The organism is Paraburkholderia sediminicola (genome assembly GCF_046026675.1).
Lineage (GTDB): Bacteria > Pseudomonadota > Gammaproteobacteria > Burkholderiales > Burkholderiaceae > Paraburkholderia > Paraburkholderia sediminicola_F.
In genome coordinates this window covers 788,032-810,803 of sequence record NZ_JAQQEY010000001.1, presented here as the reverse complement: position 1 = coordinate 810,803, position 22,772 = coordinate 788,032, and the positions used below count along the sequence as shown (strand labels likewise).

At 57.9% G+C, this 22,772-nt stretch carries 17 protein-coding genes and 2 pseudogenes; 14 read left to right on the top strand and 5 right to left on the bottom strand.

Annotated elements, in window-relative coordinates; translation table 11 throughout:
* Nucleotides 1-18: 18 nt before the first annotated feature.
* From PQQ86_RS03500 to PQQ86_RS03460, 9 genes and pseudogenes are all read left to right on the top strand, one after another.
* Nucleotides 19-1,167, top strand: coding sequence for a glycosyltransferase family 4 protein (locus PQQ86_RS03500; protein ID WP_408264966.1), 1,149 nt, complete (start codon nucleotides 19-21; stop codon nucleotides 1,165-1,167).
* Between the two features lie 12 nt (nucleotides 1,168-1,179).
* Complete coding sequence (galE, locus tag PQQ86_RS03495; RefSeq protein ID WP_408264965.1) at nucleotides 1,180-2,202, top strand: UDP-glucose 4-epimerase GalE; 1,023 nt, start codon at nucleotides 1,180-1,182, stop codon at nucleotides 2,200-2,202.
* Between the two features lie 37 nt (nucleotides 2,203-2,239).
* Nucleotides 2,240-2,314 (top strand): annotated as a pseudogene (locus tag PQQ86_RS03490) (ABC transporter ATP-binding protein); the annotation flags it as partial.
* A gap of 625 nt (nucleotides 2,315-2,939) precedes the next feature.
* Nucleotides 2,940-3,803: a sugar transferase gene (locus PQQ86_RS03485; protein WP_408270045.1), complete on the top strand. Its 864-nt coding sequence runs from the start codon at nucleotides 2,940-2,942 to the stop codon at nucleotides 3,801-3,803.
* Nucleotides 3,804-4,119: 316 nt separating this feature from the next.
* The gene (locus PQQ86_RS03480) at nucleotides 4,120-6,315 is read left to right on the top strand and encodes a polysaccharide biosynthesis tyrosine autokinase (protein WP_408264964.1); all 2,196 of its coding nucleotides are present in this window, start codon (nucleotides 4,120-4,122) and stop codon (nucleotides 6,313-6,315) included.
* Between the two features lie 70 nt (nucleotides 6,316-6,385).
* Complete coding sequence (locus tag PQQ86_RS03475) at nucleotides 6,386-7,444, top strand: glycosyltransferase family 2 protein (protein ID WP_408264963.1); 1,059 nt, start codon at nucleotides 6,386-6,388, stop codon at nucleotides 7,442-7,444.
* A 61-nt stretch (nucleotides 7,445-7,505) separates the two neighbouring features.
* Nucleotides 7,506-8,828, top strand: a complete 1,323-nt coding sequence (locus PQQ86_RS03470) for an oligosaccharide repeat unit polymerase (protein WP_408264962.1) — start codon at nucleotides 7,506-7,508, stop codon at nucleotides 8,826-8,828.
* A gap of 81 nt (nucleotides 8,829-8,909) precedes the next feature.
* Nucleotides 8,910-10,121 (top strand): right-handed parallel beta-helix repeat-containing protein, encoded by a 1,212-nt coding sequence (locus PQQ86_RS03465; RefSeq protein WP_408264961.1) that lies wholly within the window; start codon nucleotides 8,910-8,912, stop codon nucleotides 10,119-10,121.
* A 299-nt stretch (nucleotides 10,122-10,420) separates the two neighbouring features.
* Nucleotides 10,421-11,158: a Crp/Fnr family transcriptional regulator gene (locus tag PQQ86_RS03460; protein WP_408270042.1), complete on the top strand. Its 738-nt coding sequence runs from the start codon at nucleotides 10,421-10,423 to the stop codon at nucleotides 11,156-11,158.
* A gap of 35 nt (nucleotides 11,159-11,193) precedes the next feature.
* Here the strand turns inward: PQQ86_RS03460 and PQQ86_RS03455 are convergent.
* Nucleotides 11,194-11,379, bottom strand: a pseudogene (locus tag PQQ86_RS03455) (IS5/IS1182 family transposase); the annotation flags it as partial.
* A gap of 338 nt (nucleotides 11,380-11,717) precedes the next feature.
* Nucleotides 11,718-11,909, bottom strand: a complete 192-nt coding sequence (locus PQQ86_RS03450) for a hypothetical protein (RefSeq protein ID WP_408264960.1) — start codon at nucleotides 11,907-11,909, stop codon at nucleotides 11,718-11,720.
* A 696-nt stretch (nucleotides 11,910-12,605) separates the two neighbouring features.
* On the opposite strand from PQQ86_RS03450, the gene PQQ86_RS03445 reads away from it, so the two are divergent.
* Nucleotides 12,606-13,136: a hypothetical protein gene (locus PQQ86_RS03445; protein ID WP_408264959.1), complete on the top strand. Its 531-nt coding sequence runs from the start codon at nucleotides 12,606-12,608 to the stop codon at nucleotides 13,134-13,136.
* An 11-nt stretch (nucleotides 13,137-13,147) separates the two neighbouring features.
* Nucleotides 13,148-14,470 carry a lipopolysaccharide biosynthesis protein gene (locus tag PQQ86_RS03440; protein ID WP_408264958.1) on the top strand — a complete coding sequence of 441 codons (1,323 nt, stop codon included), beginning with the start codon at nucleotides 13,148-13,150 and terminating at the stop codon, nucleotides 14,468-14,470.
* Between the two features lie 160 nt (nucleotides 14,471-14,630).
* On the opposite strand, the gene PQQ86_RS03435 is transcribed toward PQQ86_RS03440, so the two are convergent.
* The 3 genes from PQQ86_RS03435 to PQQ86_RS03425 form a co-directional block, all read right to left on the bottom strand.
* Nucleotides 14,631-16,436, bottom strand: a complete 1,806-nt coding sequence (locus PQQ86_RS03435; protein ID WP_408264957.1) for a serine aminopeptidase domain-containing protein — start codon at nucleotides 16,434-16,436, stop codon at nucleotides 14,631-14,633.
* Nucleotides 16,433-16,720, bottom strand: coding sequence for an acyl carrier protein (locus PQQ86_RS03430; protein ID WP_408264956.1), 288 nt, complete (start codon nucleotides 16,718-16,720; stop codon nucleotides 16,433-16,435). Before PQQ86_RS03430 ends, PQQ86_RS03435 begins: the two co-directional genes overlap by 4 nt.
* A 91-nt stretch (nucleotides 16,721-16,811) precedes the next feature.
* Nucleotides 16,812-18,398 (bottom strand): AMP-binding protein, encoded by a 1,587-nt coding sequence (locus tag PQQ86_RS03425; protein WP_408264955.1) that lies wholly within the window; start codon nucleotides 18,396-18,398, stop codon nucleotides 16,812-16,814.
* An 882-nt stretch (nucleotides 18,399-19,280) separates the two neighbouring features.
* Here PQQ86_RS03425 and PQQ86_RS03420 point away from each other — a divergent pair.
* From PQQ86_RS03420 to PQQ86_RS03410, 3 genes are all read left to right on the top strand, one after another.
* Complete coding sequence (locus tag PQQ86_RS03420) at nucleotides 19,281-20,429, top strand: glycosyltransferase family 9 protein (protein WP_408264954.1); 1,149 nt, start codon at nucleotides 19,281-19,283, stop codon at nucleotides 20,427-20,429.
* Nucleotides 20,392-21,453 carry a D-glycero-beta-D-manno-heptose-7-phosphate kinase gene (gene rfaE1 / locus PQQ86_RS03415; RefSeq protein WP_408264953.1) on the top strand — a complete coding sequence of 354 codons (1,062 nt, stop codon included), beginning with the start codon at nucleotides 20,392-20,394 and terminating at the stop codon, nucleotides 21,451-21,453. The genes PQQ86_RS03420 and rfaE1 overlap by 38 nt, the downstream gene beginning before the upstream one ends.
* Nucleotides 21,454-21,566: 113 nt before the next feature.
* Nucleotides 21,567-22,754 carry a glycosyltransferase family 4 protein gene (locus PQQ86_RS03410; RefSeq protein ID WP_408264952.1) on the top strand — a complete coding sequence of 396 codons (1,188 nt, stop codon included), beginning with the start codon at nucleotides 21,567-21,569 and terminating at the stop codon, nucleotides 22,752-22,754.
* The last annotated feature ends 18 nt before the right edge of the window (nucleotides 22,755-22,772 follow it).

The following is a 22,772-nucleotide window of genomic DNA, read 5'->3' as shown; positions in this document are numbered from 1 at the left end:
CGTCGAGCCCGTTCCCGCATGAAGCCTGCCTTGAAATCGACGCCCGCGCTACGCATTACACTCGTCTGTAACACCGCCTGGGCAATCTATACGTATCGGCAAGGACTGATCCGCACGCTGGTTGGGCGCGGCGTCGACGTGACGGTGCTCGCGCCGCGCGACCGCACGTTCGAGCTGCTCACCGCAATGGGGTGCCGCTGCATCGAATTGCCGGTGGCGTCCAAAGGCACCAGTCCGCGCGAGGACCTGTGCACACTTTTGTCGTTGTATCGTTTGTATCGCAGCATCCGCCCGCACGTTGTGTTCCACTACACGATCAAGCCGAACATTTACGGCTCGGTCGCCGCGAAACTGGCGGGTGTGCAGTCGGTGGCGGTGACGACCGGGCTCGGTTACGTGTTCATCCAGCAGAGCCGCGCTGCGCAAGTCGCCAAAAAACTGTACCGTTTCGCCTTCCGCTTCCCGCGCGAAATCTGGTTTCTGAATCGCGACGATCAGGCCGCGTTTGTCGAGCAGAATTTGTTGGTGCATCCTGAACGTGCGCGTCTCCTGCATGGCGAAGGCGTCGATCTCGAACAATTCGCCTTCACGCCGCTGCCGGAGCGGGCGGAATTCAAGTTCGTGCTGATCGGGCGGCTCTTGTGGGACAAGGGCGTGGCCGAATATGTCGAAGCCGCGCGGCGCTTGCGTGAACGTTATCCTCAGGCGCGGTTCCAATTGCTCGGTCCGGTTGGCGTCGACAACCCGAGCGCGATCACACGCGAAGAGGTAGCCGCGTGGGAGCAGGACGGCATCATCGAGTATCTTGGCGAAGCGCACGACGTGCGGCCTTTTATCACCGATGCGGACTGCGTCGTCCTGCCTTCCTATCGCGAAGGCGTGCCGCGCACGCTGATGGAAGCATCGGCGATGGGCCGGCCGATTGTTACGACGGATGTGCCCGGCTGCCGTGAAGTGGTGGCGGACGGCGTCAATGGATTGCTGTGCGAAGTGCGCAATGCCGTGAGTCTCGCGGAGAAGCTGGCGCAGATGCTCGACATGAGCGGCGCCGAACGCCGTGCAATGGCTGAACGCGGCCGACAGAAAGTCGCGGAAGAATTCGACGAACGCGTGGTCGTCGAAACGTATAAAGACCTGGTGCAGAAAATGACGGGCGTTTTACTTTAACGGAGCAACAGCATGACCACGAAGGGTACGATTCTGGTAACGGGCGGTGCAGGATTTATCGGCTCGCACACATGTGTCGAACTGCTCAACGGCGGTTACGACGTCGTGGTAATCGACAATCTCGTGAACAGCAACCGCGAATCGCTGCGGCGCGTGGAGAAAATCACCGGCAAGGCCGTGAGCTTCTACGAAGCCGATGCGCGAGATGAAGCGGCGCTCAACCGTATTTTCGACGCACACCCGATCACCGGCGCGATTCACTTTGCGGCGCTGAAGGCGGTGGGCGAATCGGTCGCCAAGCCGATCGAGTACTACAGCAATAACGTCGGCAGTTTGCTGACGCTGCTCGGCGTGATGCGCGATCGCAATGTGAAGCAGTTCGTGTTCAGTTCATCGGCAACGGTGTATGGCGTGCCGAAGAGCTCACCGATCGATGAATCGTTTCCGCTGTCGGCGACCAATCCTTATGGGCAGTCGAAGCTGATTGCCGAGCAGGTGTTGCGTGATCTGGAAGTGGCGGATGCGTCCTGGCGGATTGCGACGCTGCGCTATTTCAATCCGGTTGGCGCGCATGAGAGCGGGTTGATTGGCGAGGATCCGGCTGGGATTCCTAACAATCTGATGCCTTATGTGGCGCAGGTTGCGGTCGGCAAGCTGGAAAAGCTGCGGGTGTTTGGTGGCGACTATGAGACGCCGGATGGCACCGGGGTGCGGGACTATATCCACGTTGTGGACCTGGCGCGTGGGCATCTGGCGGCACTGGATGCGCTGGTTAAGCGGGATGCCAGTTTGGTGGTGAATCTTGGGACGGGCCAGGGGTATAGCGTGATCGACGTCGTCAAGGCGTTCGAGAAGGCTTCTGGGCGGCCCGTGCCTTATGAGATCGTGGCGCGGCGGCCGGGCGATGTGGCTTCGTGTTATGCGGATCCGGCGGCGGCTTTGAATGTGCTTGGCTGGCGCGCAGAGTTTGGGATCGAGAGGATGTGTGCGGATCACTGGCGGTGGCAGGCGGCGAATCCACAGGGCTTCGCTTAAGTTAATTACAGCTCGACGGCAGCATGATCGACGAAAGGTCACCATGCTGCTGGTCGAGCAATTCGCGGCGGCGGCACTCAACGTGGCCGACAATGACTATGTCATGCGACATCACGCCGCCACTCCCGACATCGGCGCGACAAGCCGCTTTCATCACACACATGGGCGCGCTTCATCGGAGCGTTTCCTAACCGCGCGTTGTGTGCTGTACCGAACGGAATAGCGATATTCCTACAGATACGCTACGACCGAGCATTGCCTGACCAAGGCAGAGCAGGCGCAGTGTTTCTTTGCATTAAAGTCATGTTAGTCATGATACAAAAATGCAAGAGACAGTGAGCCGAATTATGACGATTTACCTATCGAATTGGTCGTCAAATAATTTCGCGACGCGATAGCTTGCCCATGAGCTGGACAGCGTTGCCGAAAAAATTTCGCATTGCAAATAATTGCCTCGTGACGTTTTATTCATACCTATCTGCTTATCTTTTGAGTCGGCCAAGACATCGGCACTTTACGACTTTCCTGCTGATGGACGTGGAATCGTAAAGCTATACTTTCTACGGCAATAATTAGGTTTCGACTCCTCACGTGTCTCGACGAATCGTATGCGCAGAACACATGTTCCATATGGCATGGAGAGACTTGTATTCCGATTTTTTGTTGAATCAACCGGTACGACTAGCAATACCGAAACACTGATGTATCCGTCAACAAACTTCGGCCCGGGGGCAGCGATGGCTTTAGTCGGCAAGGTATCGGAATCGGTGTCAAAGGAAGTCGCCCCTTTCGATACCCGCCACGCCAGTCGTTCGTACGCCGAACGTGCGGATCTAAGCGGTCACACCTTTTCAGCTTCTCACATTGATGGCACGACGGAATTCATTCGCAGCGAAGAATCGTTTCCTTCGGACGCGTCAACGGAAACAGCGGCAAGTCCTATGGCTTGTCTCACCTTGTCTGCGGCGAACGATCCGGGCTTGCCGGGCAGGAAAAGCGACTTTACGAAGCGCGCCTTGGATATCGTTGGCGCGTCCGCCTTGCTCCTCACGTTATCCCCGATTTTCCTCGTGATGGGGTGCGTCGTGCTGAGCGACGGCGGGCCGGCTTTTTTTGGTCATTCCCGGGTTGGAAAAGGCGGCCGGCCGTTTCGCTGTTTAAAGTTCCGCTCCATGGTACCGAAAGCCGACGTCGTTCTCGCTGAACTCCTTGCCAGCGACGCCAGCGCGCGTGAGGAATGGAATCGCGATTTCAAGCTTAAGAACGATGTGCGCATCACATCCGTTGGCCGGTTTCTGCGCACGACGAGCCTCGATGAACTGCCTCAACTCTGGAATATCCTTCGCGGCGACATGAGCCTGGTCGGCCCCCGCCCCATCGTCAACGAGGAGTTGGAACGGTATGGTGCCGACGCGTACTACTACCTGTCGGTCAGACCCGGATTGACAGGATTGTGGCAAGTCAGCGGACGAAACAATATTGACTATCCATCGAGAGTCGCACTGGACGTCACTTACGTGAAAGAACGTTCAACTCTGCTCGACATCAGCATTCTGCTGAGAACATTCAAAGTAGTCTTCGACGGCAGAGGCGCGTACTGAACAGCATGCACCCCAGCCGAAACCAAGTAATCCGTACTGCAGCATGCCTATGAAAATTGTTCACGTCGTCGAATCGACTGCTATGGGAACGCTTTCGCTGGAGACGCGTTGTTGAACTGCGGACTCAGACGACAGGGACTGCAGGCGGACTCGGCAATGAAGTGGCTTTCGCGATGGAATCCGCCCGTCCGTGCGGTGCCTGCGCAATGACCGGGAAATCCAGAAGGTTGAGGAGTTTATGACAGTGAATCATGCGAATTGGTCAACATCGAACTTCGAGCCGGTGCATCAGCAACCTGCGTCGACAGGCCACTCTATGAGCGCCTTCTATCACGGGCGTTGGGTCATCGTCGGTTCGACACTTCTGTGTCTGCTAGCAGGCATTGGCTACGCGACGTTCAAGCAGCCTGTGTATCGCTCCGATATCCTGATTGAGGTCGAGCAGACTCCGGAAATACCAAAGAGTGCGTTAGGCGACGTGTCGTCGATGTTCGACTTGAAGACCGATGTGTCATCTGAGATCGAGGTACTGAAGTCGAGGCTGGTCACATCGCAAGCGGTCAACAACCTGAAGCTCTATATCGATGCTGAACCGCGGTATATCCCGGTCGTTGGCTGGTGGCTCTCGGAGCGTTCGGACGAGTTGTCGACCCCGCTGCCCGGCGGCTATGTGAGCGGCAAGGAAAGTATCGACGTCGCAACGTTAAACGTCCCGCAGCGGCTGTATAGCAAGACTCTCAAGCTGACGCTGGAAGCGGGTGGAGCCTACACGCTTTCGGGCGGATTCCTGTTCGGGGACAAGTTTCAGCTTCAGGGCCATGTCGGCCAGATGCTTCACGAGCAGACGTCTTATGGCCCGGTCGAGCTGCTGGTGCAGCACGCGGACGGGAAGCCGGGTGCAACCTTCAATTTAAGTCGCTATTCGGAAGCCGGCACGATCGAGTGGTTGCAGAACACCGTTGCGGTTCTGGAGAGGGGCAAACAGTCCAATATCATCGGCGCGACGCTCGACGGTACCGATCCGAAGGAGGACAGCCGGATTCTGAATGAAATCGGTCGCGCATATATCGAACAGAACGTGCAGCGCAAATCTGCAGAGTCGAACAAGTCGATCCGCTTTCTGGACACGCAACTGCCGGCGCTGAAAGCGCAACTGGAAGCGGCCGAAGCCCGACTCAACGCGTTCCGGGGGGAGCACGGCACGCTTGATACGAGTCAGTACGGCGCGGCCCTGCTGCAACAATCGGTAGCGGATCAGGTGAAGGTGTTCGACCTGAAGCAGCGCCGCAGCGAATTAATGTCGCGCTTCACCGAGGGGTATCCCGAGGTGCAGGCAGTCGACCGCCAGTTGCAGGACGCACAGGCGGCGCTAGCAGCGGTGCTGGGGGCCACCCAGGCGTTGCCGGCACTCGAACAGAGCGTTTTGCAACTACAGCGTGACGTGCAGGTCAGCTCCGACCTGTACAGGATTCAGCTCGCTACCCGTCAGCAACTCACGCTCGTGGGCGCGGGTAAGGTAAGTAACGTCAGGCTGATCGATACTGCGATGCCGACGGAGGAGCCCATTCAGCCGCGCGTCGGCGTCGTGATTGGCGGCTCGATAATCTCCGGTCTGCTGATCGGCGCGGGTCTTGTGTTCTTCCGGCGGCGCGTGCGCGGCCGTGTGGACGACCCGCAGGAAATTGAAGCGTCGATCGGTCTGCCCGTGTACGCGACGGTGCCGCCGCACGGCCGTCTGCCCGATTACACGCGCCGCAACGCGCTGGCGAAGCCGACGGCACCTCTCATGCTCACCGATGGCTCGATCAATTGTCCCACCATCGAAAGCCTGCGCAGCTTCTACGCGATACTGCAGTTCAGGCTCCCGGAAGCGCGTAACCGGGTTGTGCTGATCACCGGTCCGACCGCGGGCATCGGCAAATCGTTCGTCTCTGCGAATCTTGCAATGCTGGCCGGTGCGTCGAATAAACGCGTGCTGCTGATCGACGCTGATCTGCGTAAGGGCGTTTTGCATCAGTACTTGAAGGTCGAACGCGGTCACGGGCTGTCAGAAGTTGTGGCGGGCACCCACCACATCAACGCGGTATTAAAGCGCAACGTGTTGCCGGGGCTCGACTTTCTGTCCACGGGTGAAGCGCCGTCCGGTCCGAGTGAGATGCTGTTGCGCCCCGAATTGTCGAACCTGATCGACGAGGTCAGCTCGCAATACGACATGGTGGTGATCGATGGCCCGCCGCTGTTGATGGTCCCCGATGCGATCATGCTGGGGCAGGCCGCCGGCGCGGTCTTCATGGTGGCTCGCCATGGCGTGACCACTTTGCCCGATATCCGTGAGAGCGCTCGCAGATTGGCGCAGGCAGGTGTGCCGATCCGCGGCGTGGTGCTCAACGACTTCAAGGCATTGCCGGGCAAATATGGTTACGCCGGTTATGCGGGTTATGCGGGTTATGCGGATAGCACGCTGGGTGATTACACGCGCGGTGGCCTTATAGAGCAGCCTGCGCAACAATGATCTCACAGTGAGCTATCTATGCGCGGCAGCAGCACGCCACCTCCGCTCACGGTAGTTCCATGAGGAAACCATGTCGAATATGACAGTGGTGATCTGTAATTACAACTACGGCGAATATCTACGCTGTGCGATCGATTCCGCGCTGACGCAAACGGTCGGCGCGGCCCAGGTGCTCGTCATCGACGACGGGTCGACGGACGATTCACGCGACATCATCCAATCGTACGGCGAGCGCATCACCGCGATCTTTCAGGAAAACGGCGGCCAGGTAGCCGCCTACAATCGCGCGCTCGAGCAGATCGATAGTCCTTATGTGATTTTTCTGGACGCTGACGACCTGCTGTATGCGGACGCGGTGAGTCGCGTGATCGCCGCGTTCGCATCCGGTGACTACGTCAAAGTGCAATTCAAGCTGGATGTGGTGACCCACGAAGGCGACAAGACAGGCGTCACCGTACCGCAAACCACGGCGGTCGCCGACTGCGGCAAGCTGCTGCGCGCGGGTTGGCTCTATCCATCGCCACCTGGTTCAGGCAACGCTTACCGGGTTGCGGCGCTGAAGCGGATCTTTCCCATTCCCGTCACATCCGACAATCGCCATGGCGCAGATTTCTATGCGATCTACGGTATTGCGCTCCTCGGCCACGTTTGTATGCTCGATCTCCCGCTAGGTGGATATCGGGTTCACCGGTCTGCAGCAAGCATCGCGAGCGGAGCGAACGGTTCTACGGCGCAGCTCGCATTTTCCAACTCGGAAGGTCCGCTGGCCCTCGCAAGAAAGGCTGCACTCCGCTGGTCGACGCTGCGCGTCGTCGCGCAAGAGAGGCTCGGTGAAACACTCCCCGTAGCGTTTTTCGACTTCTCAACTGAAAAGGCACACTTTGCCGACCGCCTGTATCAGGCGTCGCTCGCGCGCCGATGGCGCTGGTTCATGCTCGAATCCGGGAGCTATTTCCATACCGTGCTTGCGAATCCGTTCTGGAGCATCCGCAAGAAATTAGCTGTTTCCTGTCTGACAGGACTTTGTCTGATTCCGTTGGCGTCGGTCAGCGATCGCGCGGTGCGCTACATCGCCAATCCGCTGACAAGAGCGGGCCGTGTCGGCAAATTGCAGCCGGATGCCCGTTGAGCCGAATGGCGGCGAGTGATGTGGTTTGCCGCGTTGGGCAGCCAGTCTCAGGAGAAACTTAATGCAGAACAAGATTGGCGAGCCGGCTGAACAGTCCCGCTGGACTGGCCCGGCGCAAGAGTATGTCCGCATATCGATGCGCGGACAACTTGCATTCAACGGTTACTGGTGGGAAGACCCGGCGCGCGTGATGCTGTTCTTCATCTTGCCGCTCTACGCGTTGATTTCGATGGAATTGTTGGGCGATCAGAAAGCAATCGGACAACTGTATTTCAACGGTTTCTACGCATTGGTCGCCGCACTGTTCCTCATTACCATATTGGCGGTGTCCTACTTCGGCCGAACTGTGCCCCCAAAAGCCGTTCAGGAGCCGGTCGAGATATCGCGATGGGTGCTCGATGCGCTCTTTGTGCTCTCATTGATTGGCTATCTGACCATGATGAGCGGCGTGATCGCCCATCCGGCGCTCATCCTGTCGTTCTTCAGCGGCGATGCAAGCGCATTCGACCTGATCGAGGCGAAAGGTCGGATTGCCGGGATAAGCACACTGACGCAGGTGGCCGTCGCTTACGTGCCCTTGTACTTCTATGTGTTCCGGCAACCCGAGCGGGGCATCACGCGGTACAAGATCTACCTGCTCGTCCTCCTCGGGTTGGCGCTGCTAAGAAGCTTTATTTTTGCCGAGCGCCTTGCGCTGATCGAACTCGTGATTCCGCTCGTGTTAATGCTTGTGAAATTCCGGCGCTCGAATCGACCACCTTCCAGGATTTTGAAGCTCGGCCCCTATGCCGCCATCGTGCCGCTGATCGGGTTCTTCATCGCCAATGAATACAACCGCTCATGGGAAACCTACTATATCAACGTCTATAGCAACATCTTCGAATTCGCACTCGAGCGGCTTGCGCTGTACTACTCGACTGCGCTCAACAATGGCGCCGGAATTCTAAAGATTCTCGGTTGGGGCGTAGGCGGACCCGTGTTCACCCTCGATTGGTTGTTCAGGTTTCCGATACTCGGCGACCTTCTTTTGGCCTCCCCCGATTTCAATGCGAACTACGTTGCCTTTCTGAGCAACAACGCCGACCCGGAATTCAACAATCCGTCCGGTATCTTCGTGCATTTCTACGAATGGGGCTGGTTTGCACTGTTCGTCGCTGCTTTCATCGGTTGGGTGTTCAACAGAAGCTACTCAGGATGGCGCAGCTCTAACGGGTTCTGGTGCTGCGCGCATCCGGTCTTGATGGTGTCGTTGTTCGAGATCCTGCGTGTTCCGATTCTGTTTAGCGGCAGAAACTTTGTATCGGTCGCGATGCTGATCATCGTGTTCCGTTTCTTTAGAACGAGACCTGTCAGGCCTACTCGCACAGTAGCGCCACAATGCTGACACACATGGGGCGCGCTTTATGCTCACTCTATTCCTCGCCGTTTCGTCTGAAAGACGGAGTGTTCGCTAGAGAAAGGCCGCATGACCAAGAAAATCGAACGCGTCCTGTCGGCCATTGCGATCGCGTCGTGTTGTGCGACGCTCGCTTACGCGCAACCGGACACGATCCATCCGTCCAGTGACGGCAGCGATCAAGCCGATATCATTCAGACCGCGCTCGACGCGCTGCGTGACGGCCAACGGCTGGTGATCGCGCCGGGCACTTACGTCGTAAGCCATTCTTTGGTTGTCAAGGCGCCGAGCGTGGTGGTGTCGGGGTATGGCGCCACGCTGGTTGCAACCCACCCTAACGATCAATCACTCGTCGTCAACGGGACGAACGCGACGGTCGCTGGTCTGACGCTGCGCGGCACGGGCAGTAAGCGGCTCGAAACCGAAAGTTCCGCGAAAATCGTGGTGCGCGGCACAGGCATCCAGATTCTCGATATCAGGATCGAGGGCGGCGCGAGCGCGGGTATTTTCGTGTCTGGCGCGACTAACGTCGCGCTAGCGGGAAATTGGGTTAGCGCGACACTAGCCGACGGGATACACATCACGGGCGGATCGCAGAACGTTCTGGTGTCGGGTAATACAGTGATTGGCACGGGCGATGACATGATCGCAATCGTCAGCTACCAGCAAGACGGCGCCATAAGCAGGAACATACTCGTCACCGGCAACAGGGTGTCGGGCAATTACTGGGGCAGAGGTCTGTCGGTGGTTGGTGGTTCTAGCGTGACGCTGTCGGACAACACAGTGCAGGGCGTGCAGAAAGCGGCCGGCATCCTGGTCGCGCAAGAAGATGGTTACCGGACCTATAACGCGACGAATGTTGTGATCCACAATAACATCGTGTCGGACGTAGAGAATTCGACGAACCCCGACAACAAACGGCCAGCAGCGCAGCACGCGGGGATCGACATCAACACCGGCGCGGGCTCAGTTTCGCGGGTGTTGATAACGGACAATAAAGTCTTGCGGGCGAACTACGGTGGCTTTCGCGCGCTTGGCAACGTCTGTCAGTACCGCATTACCAACAGCACGTTCGCTTCGATAAGAGGCTCGCCGATTTCGATGCAGAGTAGAAATTGTGCACCGAGCCAGATCGTCTCCAGTGTCAACACACTTGACGGCAAGGTATTCACTCAACCGGTAGGCACCTCCGCGACTGGCGAGCCCCCTATAACCGGTGCCGATGCGGCGCTCCTGCCGCGCGTCAACACGAGTGTTCGCGCAGCACGACAAACGCACTGAACCTCGGGCGAGCTGCGGGGCCAGAGTTGGAACGAACGTCCAACGCAAATATGCCCTTTCAATTCCGCCGATCGTCCGGGCTATCCCGCCAGATTTTTTGGCTCGCCCCCCTTTGCCGTCTATGCTGCATTGCGACAGCGAAGGCAACGCGATAACCATCGCGAACCTTTGATCGTCTCCATTACCGCTTTTGTTTGCTGACCGCGCGAGTGAGGGCAACGCATCGCCATTGGCTTCTCGATTCGGGCGTGGGTCCGCCGTACCCCGGCAGGCCCTGCGATACTTACGTGAGGGAAATGATGACGACATTCCAGGCATACCAGCGTGGTAACCGTCTTCTCGAGGCGCTCCCAACGCATGAATGGGAACTGCTGGCTCCTCATCTCGAACTCGTCGAATTAAGTCCGGGGCAAATGCTGTCGCACTCCGGCGAACTCATACGAATCGTCTATTTTCCGGCCACTGCGATCATTTCCCTGCTACAGACCATGGAAAACGGAAGTTCGGTGGAAATCGCCGCGATCGGCAGGGATGGCACGACAGGCGTGCCGATCCTGACGGGCGGAGATACCATGCCAGCCAGCGTTCGGGCTCAATGCCGGGGTTTTGCTTACCGAATAAGCGCAAAAAAACTGCGCGAAGCGTTGTGCACTTGCCTTTCTTTACGTTCGCTGATGCTGTTGTACATGCAGGCCCTCCTCACCCAGGTCGCACAGACGGCGGCGTGCAACAGGCTGCATCGACTGGACGAGCAATTGTGCCGGTGGCTGCTGATCGACATCGATCGTTCGGGCACTAGTGATTTGCAAGTGACCCAGCAACTTATTGCGAATATGCTCGGCGTGCGTCGTGAAGGGGTGACTGAGGCGTCCGGCAAGCTTTGCGAAGCCGACCTGATCCATCACAGTCGTGGCCACGTCCGGATCCTCGATCGAACAGGGCTCGAGGCGCGGTCATGCGAATGCTACGAGATCGTCAGACGCGAATTCGACCGGCTATTGCCACGACGCATCACGGCGATGGAAGTTACGCGCTGAGGAATGATCTATCCGCGTCCGAATGGGACACCTGGGCGGGCATCCAGAATGACGGCGCTGGGTTGCCCCTGCTGTCCCTGCGCCAGGCATATTATCGAGCGCAGGTCGCAGACCATGTGCTCAAAACAACCTGCCTGTAACCAGCCTTAGGTCTGCCGACGCACCAATTCGGACGGCAGGACGTCACGGGGTAGCATCCGCAGCGCGCCGGCGCGAGCCATTCAGCGCACCGGATCGAACCTATCTCGCCGTTCATTCTTGCCAACTCCGTTAGCGCTTCTTGAACGCCATCCATGGTGTTCGGCTGCACGCAATCGTTCAAATCGAACCTGACGATATCGTTATATCGGGGAAGGCCGCATTTGACTACCGGCGGCGCATGGAGCAAAAGAAGAAGGCGCGTCTCGAGATAAATGGACTGGCCCGATCTTTCGCGTCACGGCTGGAGTCTATTGCCACATCTGACGTCATACCGTACACGTACTGCTTCAGAGGCATCCGTTTTTCGCCTTGGTCGCAATTCTAGTACCATATGATGTTTGCCGCGACGACCGCAGCATCACGCCATCGCTCCTGCCTCTATGTGTCCTTCACGTTCGGCACGTTGCGCTACCGGCTGCGTGCGGTGGTTCCCGGTAAATCGCGCAGGAGGTGAATCGTTATAAATTTTCAATCTCGCCTCAATTGAAAGGACCCGGCAAATGTTGAGCGTTTTGACACATTTCTTATGCTTCACATTCGGCGTGATCATTGGCGTTTTCGTATGTGCATTATGTGTCGCACGTTCCAGAACGCCACGAGAAGATAAATAATTTTTTCTTCGGAACGCGCAAGGAGGCGGCTATCTCGAGTGCAGGGATGCAGCAGGACGAGAATTCCCCGTTCAAAACCGCGACCCTGCCCCGCCCGTGCAGTGCGCCCGTTCGTCAATTGCGCTCATCTGTCCGTTCGTTCCTGCCCGTACGGCGGCTGACGACCTGATTCACCACGGACCCGGCGATGCCTACTGGATAGCGTGCGTTCGCGCACAGTACGGCTGAATGCGACTCGCTATCGTCGTGGAAACGCATGACGTGCCGAAAAGTCGGTTACGGCATCCGGCAACGCCGTTCAATTTCCTCGCTGTTAGCATGTTGGGCATGCTCTCTCCCGATTCAACGACCTGATGTAAGACGCTGTAATCGTTTCGTAGTACCGATATAGTTGATTCAATGTATTTTACGGGGGCACTTCTATTATCGGCAGACGAAATACCGTTCCAATTTGAGGAATACGTCGATGGACCACTTGCCTTCCCTTTCGATTACAGTCCGATCGGTCGGTGAACGTCTTCATTTATTTGCCCGCGAAATGCCGAAGCTGATACGCGATTGCTAGGCGGAGATTGCTGCTGTCACCGTGTTGACGGTTACGCTCGCAAGTGCCTACGTGGTTTTTTGCAACGCAAATGTGCACGACCAACGCGCTCGTCCGTGTGGATCTGTCCGACCTCAATGAACTTGGGGTTTCGCCGCTGGATCGGCAAAACCTGCCACCAGCCCCGTCCTTGTCCAATGAGAAAGCAGCGATGCAAAGCCGTTCGGTTGCGGAGTCGGTCATTCAGCGCTTCGATTACGACATATCGACTCCTCCCAGGCCGTTTCTTATTCGGGGTGCAATCGCGGAGAAATTTGCTGTGAATGCCGACCACGATAAGAGCAGCGGTCTCGTCGAGATCACCTACTCCGTCGACCTTGCTCGCGACGTCGAGCTTGCGCAAACGATCCACGTCGACACGGTGGAAAGCGGCAAACAGCCGCTAAGACGGGATCCGCAAGGGGTACGTAGAGCGCCTCTCGGTCATATCGGCTTTATACAATCAGTGCTTCGTCCCCTGCTCGCCACTTTCGAACCACGTGGTTCGCTCTATGTCGAATCCGCTTGTTCGTCGTCGCGGCAGCGCTTGCTATGGCGTGCCTCGACACTCGGAGAGGCTTGAGAGAAACCGCTATGAAAAGGACGGAGAATACTCGAGTACTGGTGTTCGTGTATGCCGGATACATCATGAGGTACATCTACCTCATTGTTGTCATTCCCTTCTACGGGCGCGTACTCGGTCTCACCGAATATGGTCGCGTGCTGGCGGCGATGTCGCTGATGAACGTGATCTGGATGCTGGTGAGCTACGGCTTTACCGTTGTCGGCATGCGAGACGTGTCCAAGGCGCACGTGCGCAGCGAATACAACGCGATTTTTTCCTTGCATGTGAGCGCCCGCGTGCTGATGGGGTTGCTCGGCGGGATAGTGGGTCTGATCGCCACGTTCTGCTCGCCGGTTCTTTCAGAACGTCCGACTATCGGCATCCTCGCGACAATACTTGGCATCGTGTCCGGGTCGAATCTCGGCTGGCTTTTCCAGGGGCGCCATCGGTTTCGCACGCCGATCATCCTCGAGGTCGTTGGATTCGCGATGAGTCTCGTTTTAGTGCTCTCGATCGTCCGCAGTCCTTTGGATTCCTCATGGGTGTTGGGAAGTCTGCTGATCGCAGGCGTGAGCACTTCGATGATTGCATATGGTCTGACAATCTACGACATCGGACTACCGCGAATCCGGCCGACCGGCGTCAGTCAGCTAATCCGTAGCTCCACCATGCTGTTCTGTTACTCCACGGGATCAGTCATTCTGATGTCGTTTTCCACCTATCTGCTTACGCTTCTGTCGACACCGACACAAGTCGGCTACTTCGGTGCCGCGGAACGCTTTGCCACCATTGGACTGAGCCTCATGGGGCCGGCAGCGCAGGTTTTCGTTCCGACCATCTCGCGGCAGCTTGCGCAAGGCGACCATGACGGCGCGCGCGCGACGACTCATCGGGGCGGTGCATTGCTGATCGGCTACGGACTGCTCGCACTTTGCGGCGCGCTCGTCCTATCGCCATTGCTGTTGCCACTGATTCTCGGCGAGGCGTTCGCGCCGAGCGCTCCTGTATTGCAGTGCTTTGCGTGGATGTTTCCCTTTGCCGCATTCAATCAATTCATCAGCTTTTACGTGTTCGTTCCGCTAGAAAAGGACCGCTCGCTCGCTCTGGCCGGGGTGACGACCGGGCTCGCCAACCTCGCCGCGGCGCTCTATCTTGCACCTCGGCACGGTGCGATGGGCATGGCATTGGCGCGGGTGATCAGTGAGGCGACGCTCTCGATGATGCTGCTCGGCCTTGCAGGGCGCTTTGGCCTGTTGACAGACGTCAGGCGGAAGTCTGCTCGCGCGTTTGCGAAAGTGTGTTTTGCGTGCGGTGTCGGCGCGGGGGCGAGAGATACTGACGATGAAGGTTGACGAAAACAAAAAACACGCGGTCTTACGTTAGGCCACAAAAGTCCTCAAAAATAGCATAGACGTACCGCTGGGTTTGACACATCGCAAGACCGGGGCGCGCGCAGCGGCCGCAACTTAGGGCCGCCGCGACGACGTTCCTGCCGTTTCACCAATGTTGCGGCTAACTCGCGCGCAAAACGGCAGTGCACAACGCGTCAACGTCCTCATCATCGAGAATTCTTTCGCGGAGAAATTGCTCGAAGTGACTGATCACCGCCTCACGCGCCGAGCGCGAGAAGAGCGCGTGATCCACCCGCTCCAGCACCTTCACCCTCACGTTCTTCAGCTCCCCGAGTTCGCTGCCGTTGGGTCCAAAATAAATCGACAGCTCCTCGAGCCCTGCGTCGAGTGCGCCGTACACCAGCGACGTCTGCACACCTTTGTGCTCGAGGCCCGTCACGAGCCGACGGATCGCGCCGGTCGCGGTCGTTAAGCCCATGCCGCGTTCGAACGGGCCGCTTATGCGTGCAATGACGCGCGTACACCAGCGACGCGCGAGCTCGCGGAAGATCGTCATGCCGTTCGTCTGGCCCTTCAGCAGTCCGTACCACTTTCTCAGGTCACGTATTGCGCGCCAGTAGACGAGGCTCGATTCGACAGCGCGGGCTCCCGGCCGCATTTGCGCGCGGCGCCACACGAAGAACGGCATATTGACCGACATGCAGCCTACTACGCCGGGATGCGCCAAGGCTGTATGAATGCTGACATATGCACCCGAGCAGACGCCGAACATGACGACTTTCGGGTGGCCGGCCCCCACTAGCCAATCGACGCCGACCTTCGCGTCTGTCACACCGTGACGGGAGTAGACGACGCCGAGCGTCTGCGAATCGTCGCGGCGCTCGCTATCGCCAAGGCCGCCCAGGTCCATACGTAACGAGGCGATACCCTGCGCGGCAAGCCGGCGCGCCATCAGTACGGCCACACGTCCTTCGCCGACGCGATGAACCCCGCCGGTGTTGACGAACAACACAGCAGGGGCGCCCTGGAGTGCATGGCGCGGCTGGCAGAAGACGCCGACGTAGCGCGCACCGCCGAACACCACCGGCGTCTCATGGCCGCCCGCGAAATCGATTCTTGTGTCGGCGGCGGGTGCGAGCACGTTGGGCGCGGGCAGGGCTTGCATGGCGGGAGGCAAACCCAGCCACGCAAGCACGCTGTTAAATGCATTCCTGGGCGGTACGCTAAACCAGGGATCGACCAGAAACTTGTCATACTCGGAAAAGATCTGTACGTCCGCCTCGATACCCCGACGACGGTAAGACTCGAGCAGCCGGTTTATGTGTGGGTTGTCGCAGGTATCGTGGAGCAGCACACGCCGCGCGACATGCCGGCCGTCTTTCTCAAGGTCGACAGCGGCCAGTTGTTCGAGCGAGTCCGGATATAGCTGAAAACCATAGGCGCCGACAGCGCGCCCGTCGTCATCAGATTGCGCTACCTGGAGGCCGTTGGGCGTGCTGAGCCAGCTCTTATGCTGCATGCCCAGTTCCCGGATATAACGCCTGCCGGTTATAGCGGGCGCCACCATTACCAGGCTATCGACGCCGCCCATTTCTTCCGCTGCGATGGCCGCCAGCGTCGCCCCAAGGCGTACACCGCAAAAGATAAGGCGTTCGACGCCAGTCGTGGCCCGCAGATACGCTGCCGCTGCCTTGACGCTGTCGATCCACGCGCGAAAGAGGTCGGGGTCCTCCTCAGTGCCTTTCGAATCGCCAGTGCCAGGATAGTCGAAGCGCAGCGCGGGAATGCCAGCGCCCGCCGCCAGTGCTTCCGCAAGCTCGCTCCAACCACGGTAAACGCACAGCGCCTCGTTGCCGAAAGGGTTGCACAACACTGCGCCTATGGCGGCCTGCTGGCCTGCCGGCCGGTGAAGCCAACCCAGGCAGCCATCGAACGTTACCGGCGTCATCGTCGGATTACTTGTCATGGTTTGTCGGCGCACCGGTGCGTGGTTTCCTCCAGGTCCCTATCTCCTCCGGCACGAACTTGCCCGATCGTGTTCACGAGGGAATCGATACTCCGAAAGAGGTCATAGGTAATCAACTCACCTGGTATCTCTATGCCAAACAGATCTTCGATAGCCATCATTACACGGACCGAGCCAAGCGATGACAAGCCGGCAGCGTAGAGATCATCGCTATCGCTGAGGGTTTCGATTGGAACGTCCAGGCATACCGTTTCGGAGAGAATGCGGCGCAAGTCGGCTTTCATCTTTTTTCCCAAAATTTCGAACAATCTTCATAGGATCGATGTGCTAATGCTGTGTGCTGCAATTTCGCCTGGAAGCTCCGGTCGCTAAACGTTAGTCGACAGTCTGGTCGCGCATGTACTGTGCGGCGAGGACTTTCCTGTCAACTTTGCCGTTCACGTTAAGGGGTAACGTGTCGACGACAACAATCCTTTCAGGTACGGCGTAGGCCGGCAAGTGCAGCCGGCACGCCTGCAGAATCCCCTCGATATCGACGCGAGGATTCGTCGCGAAGGCGGTGAGGCCGATAGCACTGCCGACTTCGTTGAGCGGCCATGGGATGACCGCGCAAAGCGCAGCATGGCTGCACGCCTGGACCACATGTTCGACTTCCTCCAGTTCGATCCGGTTACCGCGAATCTTGACCTGAGTATCGAGTCGTCCCTGAAACACGATTCCGTGCCGCATGGATTCTCGCGCAGCGTCAGCGCTTCGATACCAACGTCGTGCGCACCGGCCCGGAAAGGCCGCCTCAACAAACCGACTGTTACCGGCTTCACCGGGTAGCAGATAGCCAGCTGCAAGCTGCGGGCCACCGATCAATAACTCACCTGTCTGCCCGGCGGCGACGGGTACGAGGTCGGCATCCACTATCACCAGCTCCATGCCCGGAACCGCCCAGCCGAGCGGTATGGACACTTGTCGCGGATCGTCGAGGAACGCGGCGGTGATCTCGAAGGAAGTGCAGGATACGGTCGCTTCCGTCGGCCCGTAAATATTCCTGAGCCGGCTGTTCGGTGCGGCCCGCATCCATGCCAGTGCCAGTGAGCTGGACAAGGGCTCGCCGCCGAACACCGAGACGCGAAGACTCGGAAATACACCGGGCCCCAATTTACGCAGTTGCCCCATGAAGCCGGCCACGGAAGGCACGCTGTTCCAGTGTGTAATCTCGTGAGTCCTGATGAAGCCCGCGTTATAGACAGGATCGACGGTTTCGGGAATGTACAGGCAGCCGCCGTTCGCCCAGCAGACAAACATGTCGTGCACGGACGGGTCGAAGCTCAGCTCGCAGAACTGCACGTAGCGCGCTCCGGGCCATTTCTCGTGTTCATCTTCCAGTTCCAATTGGCCTCGCACGTATGCATCGGCGCTCGCGTGTGAGATCGGTACGCCCTTGGGAACGCCGGTGGAGCCGGAAGTAAAGAGGATGTAGGCCAGATCCTGCGGCGTGCCCTCATGTCGCACATACGACGTGTCCGGCAGCCGCAATAGTCCATCGGCAATGGCCGGTAGGTGCGAATCGTCCGCATTCCGGTCGAGCAGGAAAATTCGCGGCAACTCATCGAGCAAGGACAACACTTCATCGAGTGCGGCCACACAGCGGCGATCGACAAGCATCAGCGGCGCACCGGATTGCTCGATGATTGCCGCGATCCGCGCGGCCGGCCACTTTGGGATAAGCGGCACATATGCCATACCGGCGTCTAGAATGCCCAACAAGCCAACGTAGGCGTCGACAGTGCGATAAGTGAACAGCAAACAGCGGTTCGCGCCCCCAGTCGGTACGGCCGCTCTCAGTCCTGCCGACACGCGACGAGCCTGAGATGCAATCTCGCCGTACTCGTAAAGGTGCTCGTCGACCCATAGCGCCGGACTTTCGGGCTGGCTAGCTGCGGTATCAAAGAAGAACGTATGCAGCATTTGAACGCCTCGATCTATCAAGGGTTGCGTTGGGTAACCTTCAGAATCTTAGGCTTCCAGACGATGTCCATGTTGGGCAGTCGTGAAGCCACAAGTTAGCCCTGGCCTTCCAGCTATTTCGAGCCTCATGTGCAGACGGTTGGCGCGGGTTTGGGTCATGCGGCTCGGCTACCGCGCTCTCAGCGATGGACTCGCCCGGCATTGCCCCCCGCTTTACAGACAACCCATAACAACCAAACGGCCGGCGAATGGTGTTCGCACGAAGCTTAAAATTCAAAGTTTCCGCCCTCTGTGCGATACCGCCCACAGACTTCGATTTAGGACAAGTGCGGAACACGGAGAACGCGTAAAACTTGCGGAGACTCCCGAGTTTTGCATGTGCCCCTGAAAACCGAGGCATTTCTTTGTTTTAACACGACCTCCGTCATATACGGCTATTTACACGATATTTCACGCGGACATTCGAACGTACGGCGCCGCACAGACGCCGGACCTCTCTGCACGCAACATTGCAGTTGCATCATCCGCCATTGCAAACTGTCGACGCTCGAAGTCGCCGATTGTTGCGACCTTCCGCTCTGGCGTGTGAATGCCTCGAGGTTATCGTCGGATCTGATGTGCAGGGTTGACGGAGGAAGCGAACAACGGTGCAGCGGCAACGTTGGGCAGCCTGGATGACCTGGTCCAGCGCGGTGCACGTCAGATCATCCAGCAGACGAGCGAGGCGGAATTGGCAACATTGCTCGAACGACGAGAACGTGAAGACACCTGGCGAGAAACGCCTGGTGGAACGCAACGATTATCTGCCCGTGCCCGAGCCCGAGGTCGTCACGACTATCGGGAATCAAAGAATTCCTGGCTTGAAATGTCGCTGGACCTGAAATGAAAAACGAGCGTGGACAGAATTTTCTGAAGCGCGTCGACCTGATTTTTGGTGGCGCCTTTTTGTACGTGCTAGGGGCGTTCCGCAAAAAGCGACGCCTACCGACCGAGTGCGTGACGGCAGGCGTGTTTGCCTTCGCTGCGATCGGCGACTCGATTTTGTCGTCGATAATTATTTCTGAGTTGAGGAAAGTAAAAAAGATCTCCAGAGTGGTGGTATTTGCTTCACGAAGCAACGCCCGCATCTATGAATTGTTCGATGGCCTCGACGAAATTGTCATCGTCCCTTTGACCAGCCCGTTGAATGCACTCAGGGAAATAAGAAAGCACGAAGTTGATGTCTTGATCGATACCTCGCAATGGCCGAGGATTTCGGCCCTATTGGCGGCTTTTGCGAGGACGAAATTCACAATTGGCTTCAAGACCAGGCGTCAATTCCGCCACTATGCTTACGATACAAGCATCGAACATTGCGACGGCCTTCATGAGCTGGATAACTTCAGAAGATTGTTACGCCCTCTGGGAATTGAGTCGACGGAATATCCGAGAATAACCAAAGATATCCGCCCCACTGGTTTGCCATTCGTCATTGACGATAAATATGTTGTTTTTCATCCATGGGCCGCTGGAACAAATTTTGAAATGCGCGAATGGCCCATGGAGTGCTGGCGCAACCTTGCACGTACATTGATTGATAACGGCTATGCCATTGCCATAACCGGGGGCCCGGAAGACGCCACACGGGCTCAGCAACTGGTTGACCTGATTGGCAGCCAAAAGGTCGTGAGCGTGGCAGCCAAAGTGAGCTTAACGGAGGTGGTTGGAATCGTAAGGCAGGCAGAGTGCATAGTTTGCGTCAACACCGGAATCATGCATTTGTCTGCCATGCTGGATACCCCAATGATCAGTCTACACGGTCCTACGAATCCGTTTCGATGGGGCCCTGTCAATAAAGAGCGTGGAGTCATTGCGGTGCCCAAGCGAGAAGGTGGAATGTTCCTGAATCTTGGGTTCGAATACCCCAGAAATGCAAAGTACGTGATGGGAAACATAAGCGTCGCTTCTGTCGCCGACGCTTTGAGTGAAGTCTATTCGATCAATCTAGGCCGCCATGACAAGAAACCCGCCGGTGAAGCTTTCGCCTCCTGATTTCGACCGCGCTCAATTAATGGTTGTGGGCGATGTCATGCTCGACTGGTATTGGCACGGCTCGACCTCCCGGATCTCGCCGGAGGCGCCCGTTCCTGTCGTCCATGTGCAAACCGAAGAGACGCGTGTCGGCGGCGCGGGAAACGTCGCGCTGAACGCGGCGGCACTCGGGGCTCATGTTCGTCTTCTCGGCCTCGCCGGGCAGGACGCGCACGCCGATCGAATTGAAGAGTTGCTGCGCGAAGGCGGTGTCGACGCCTTCCTCCAACGCGTCGTGGGCAGCAAGACGATTACGAAGCTTCGCATTCTTTCTCGCCATCAGCAGATGATCAGGGCGGACTTTGAGGACCATTTCCCCGCACGGAACGGCGATGAGTTGATATTCGCCTTTGAGCGGCAGTTGAGCGAAGTGGATGCCGTCGTCTTGTCCGATTACGCCAAAGGCTCACTGCACGATTCAAAGAACCTGATTTCCGCCGCCCGGCGCGCAGGAAAAACCGTGATCGTCGATCCGAAAGGAACAGACTTCGACCGTTATCGCGGCGCCACCGTCATTACGCCCAACTTTTCCGAGTTCGAAGCGGTCGTCGGGTCTTGCGAGAGTGACGCCGCTATCGAACGCAAGGGCGCCGCCCTTTGCGACGCGATCGATCTCGAAGCGGTACTCGTGACCCGCAGCGAGAAAGGCATGACGTTAATTGCTCGCGGCCATGCCCCGTTGCATTTGCCGACGCGCGCGCGAGAGGTGTTCGACGTGACGGGGGCGGGAGACACCGTCGTTGCCACGCTGAGTGCCGCGCTCGGTGCCGGTATGCCGCTGGACGAAGCCGTTGTGCTTTCCAATGTCGCGGCGGGCATCGTCGTGGCTAAATTGGGAACCGCAACGGTGCGCCGCCCTGAGCTTCAGCAGGCACTACAGCATGACTTGCATTCCGCGCGTCGACGAAACATTCTCGCGCGAATTTCCCTGCTACCTTGGCGAGTGAAACCTCGCTCTGAAAAGCCAAGTAGTGTGAGCACCTGACTCAGCGAGTCTGTGAGCGGTACGTCGACGAACTCGCACGGTGCGGACACCTTGTGCCGGCTGACAGCCCCTTCCCGATGCCCACCTCGCCTAGCATACCGGAGCGATATCTGATGAAACAGTTGGTGGAGGCGTCCAACGCGCGGCGGGGAGAAGCTGCTGTTGACGCCGCGCTGCCGGCGGACGCCCGCTCGGCGCAATACGCTCAGTGGCACGGTCCCGCTGCCGGGTTTGCAATCAATGGCAAGTTTGCGTCTCAACGCATAACAGGGGTGCAGCGTGTTGGTTATGAACTCGCGATGGCGTTCCAGCGCCTGTTTCCTGAGGATACCGAACTTCCTGTGTTGATTCCTGTCAACGCACGGACCGACGTTGTCTTGCCGAAGGCAAAAGTGGTCGGTCGGTGGTTGAAGGGTTCTCTGTGGGAACAACTGGCACTGCCTTTCGCGGCGGGCGGCCGAACGCTTCTCAGCCTTTGCAACATGGGCCCGTTATTCGTTCGTCGGCAGGTCGTGATGATGCATGACGTTGCGATCTACGATCTGCCGGAAAATTACTCGTGGAAGTACAGGCTTTGGTATCGCATCGCGTTTTCGCTCCTGAAGCGCAACGCCAGACACATCGTGACGGTGTCGGAATTCTCAAAGACACGCATCATGGAGCGCCTTGGCGTCGACGCATCACGCATTTCGGTGGTCTGGAATGGCGTGGACCACTTTGAAAAGATCACACCGGACACGGCGATTCTGTCACGGTTGAATCTGCAGAACGATCGTTACGTACTCGCCGTCGGAAGTCTCTCGGTAGGAAAGAACCTTTCACGCATAGTTGCCGCAATGGAGCGCCTGAGCGATCGCCGTGACTGGAAGTTTGTTGTCGTTGGTGGATGCGATTTGCGGGTCTTCAATCCACGAGCGAAGGCGAGTTACGACGTGTCGCAAAACATCATCGCCGCGGGATTCGTATCGGACGGTGAATTGAGAGCGCTGTATGAAAATGCAGCCTGTTTTGTGTTCCCCTCGCTATACGAGGGCTTCGGATTGCCGCCGCTTGAAGCGATGTCTTGTGGGTGTCCTGTTATCGTGTCGCGTGAAGCCTCGCTTCCGGAGGTATGCGGCGATGCGGCGATGTACTGTGATGCGCATTCGGTCGACGACATCGCGGACAAGGTCAGGCAGATGATAGAGGACGCCGCGCTGCGCGAAATCTGGCGCGAACGCGGAAGGGAACATGCTCGCGATTTCCGGTGGGAGCGGTCTGCACGTCAATTGCTCGACGTTCTGGAATCAGTGCGGACGTAACACCACGAACCCAATGAG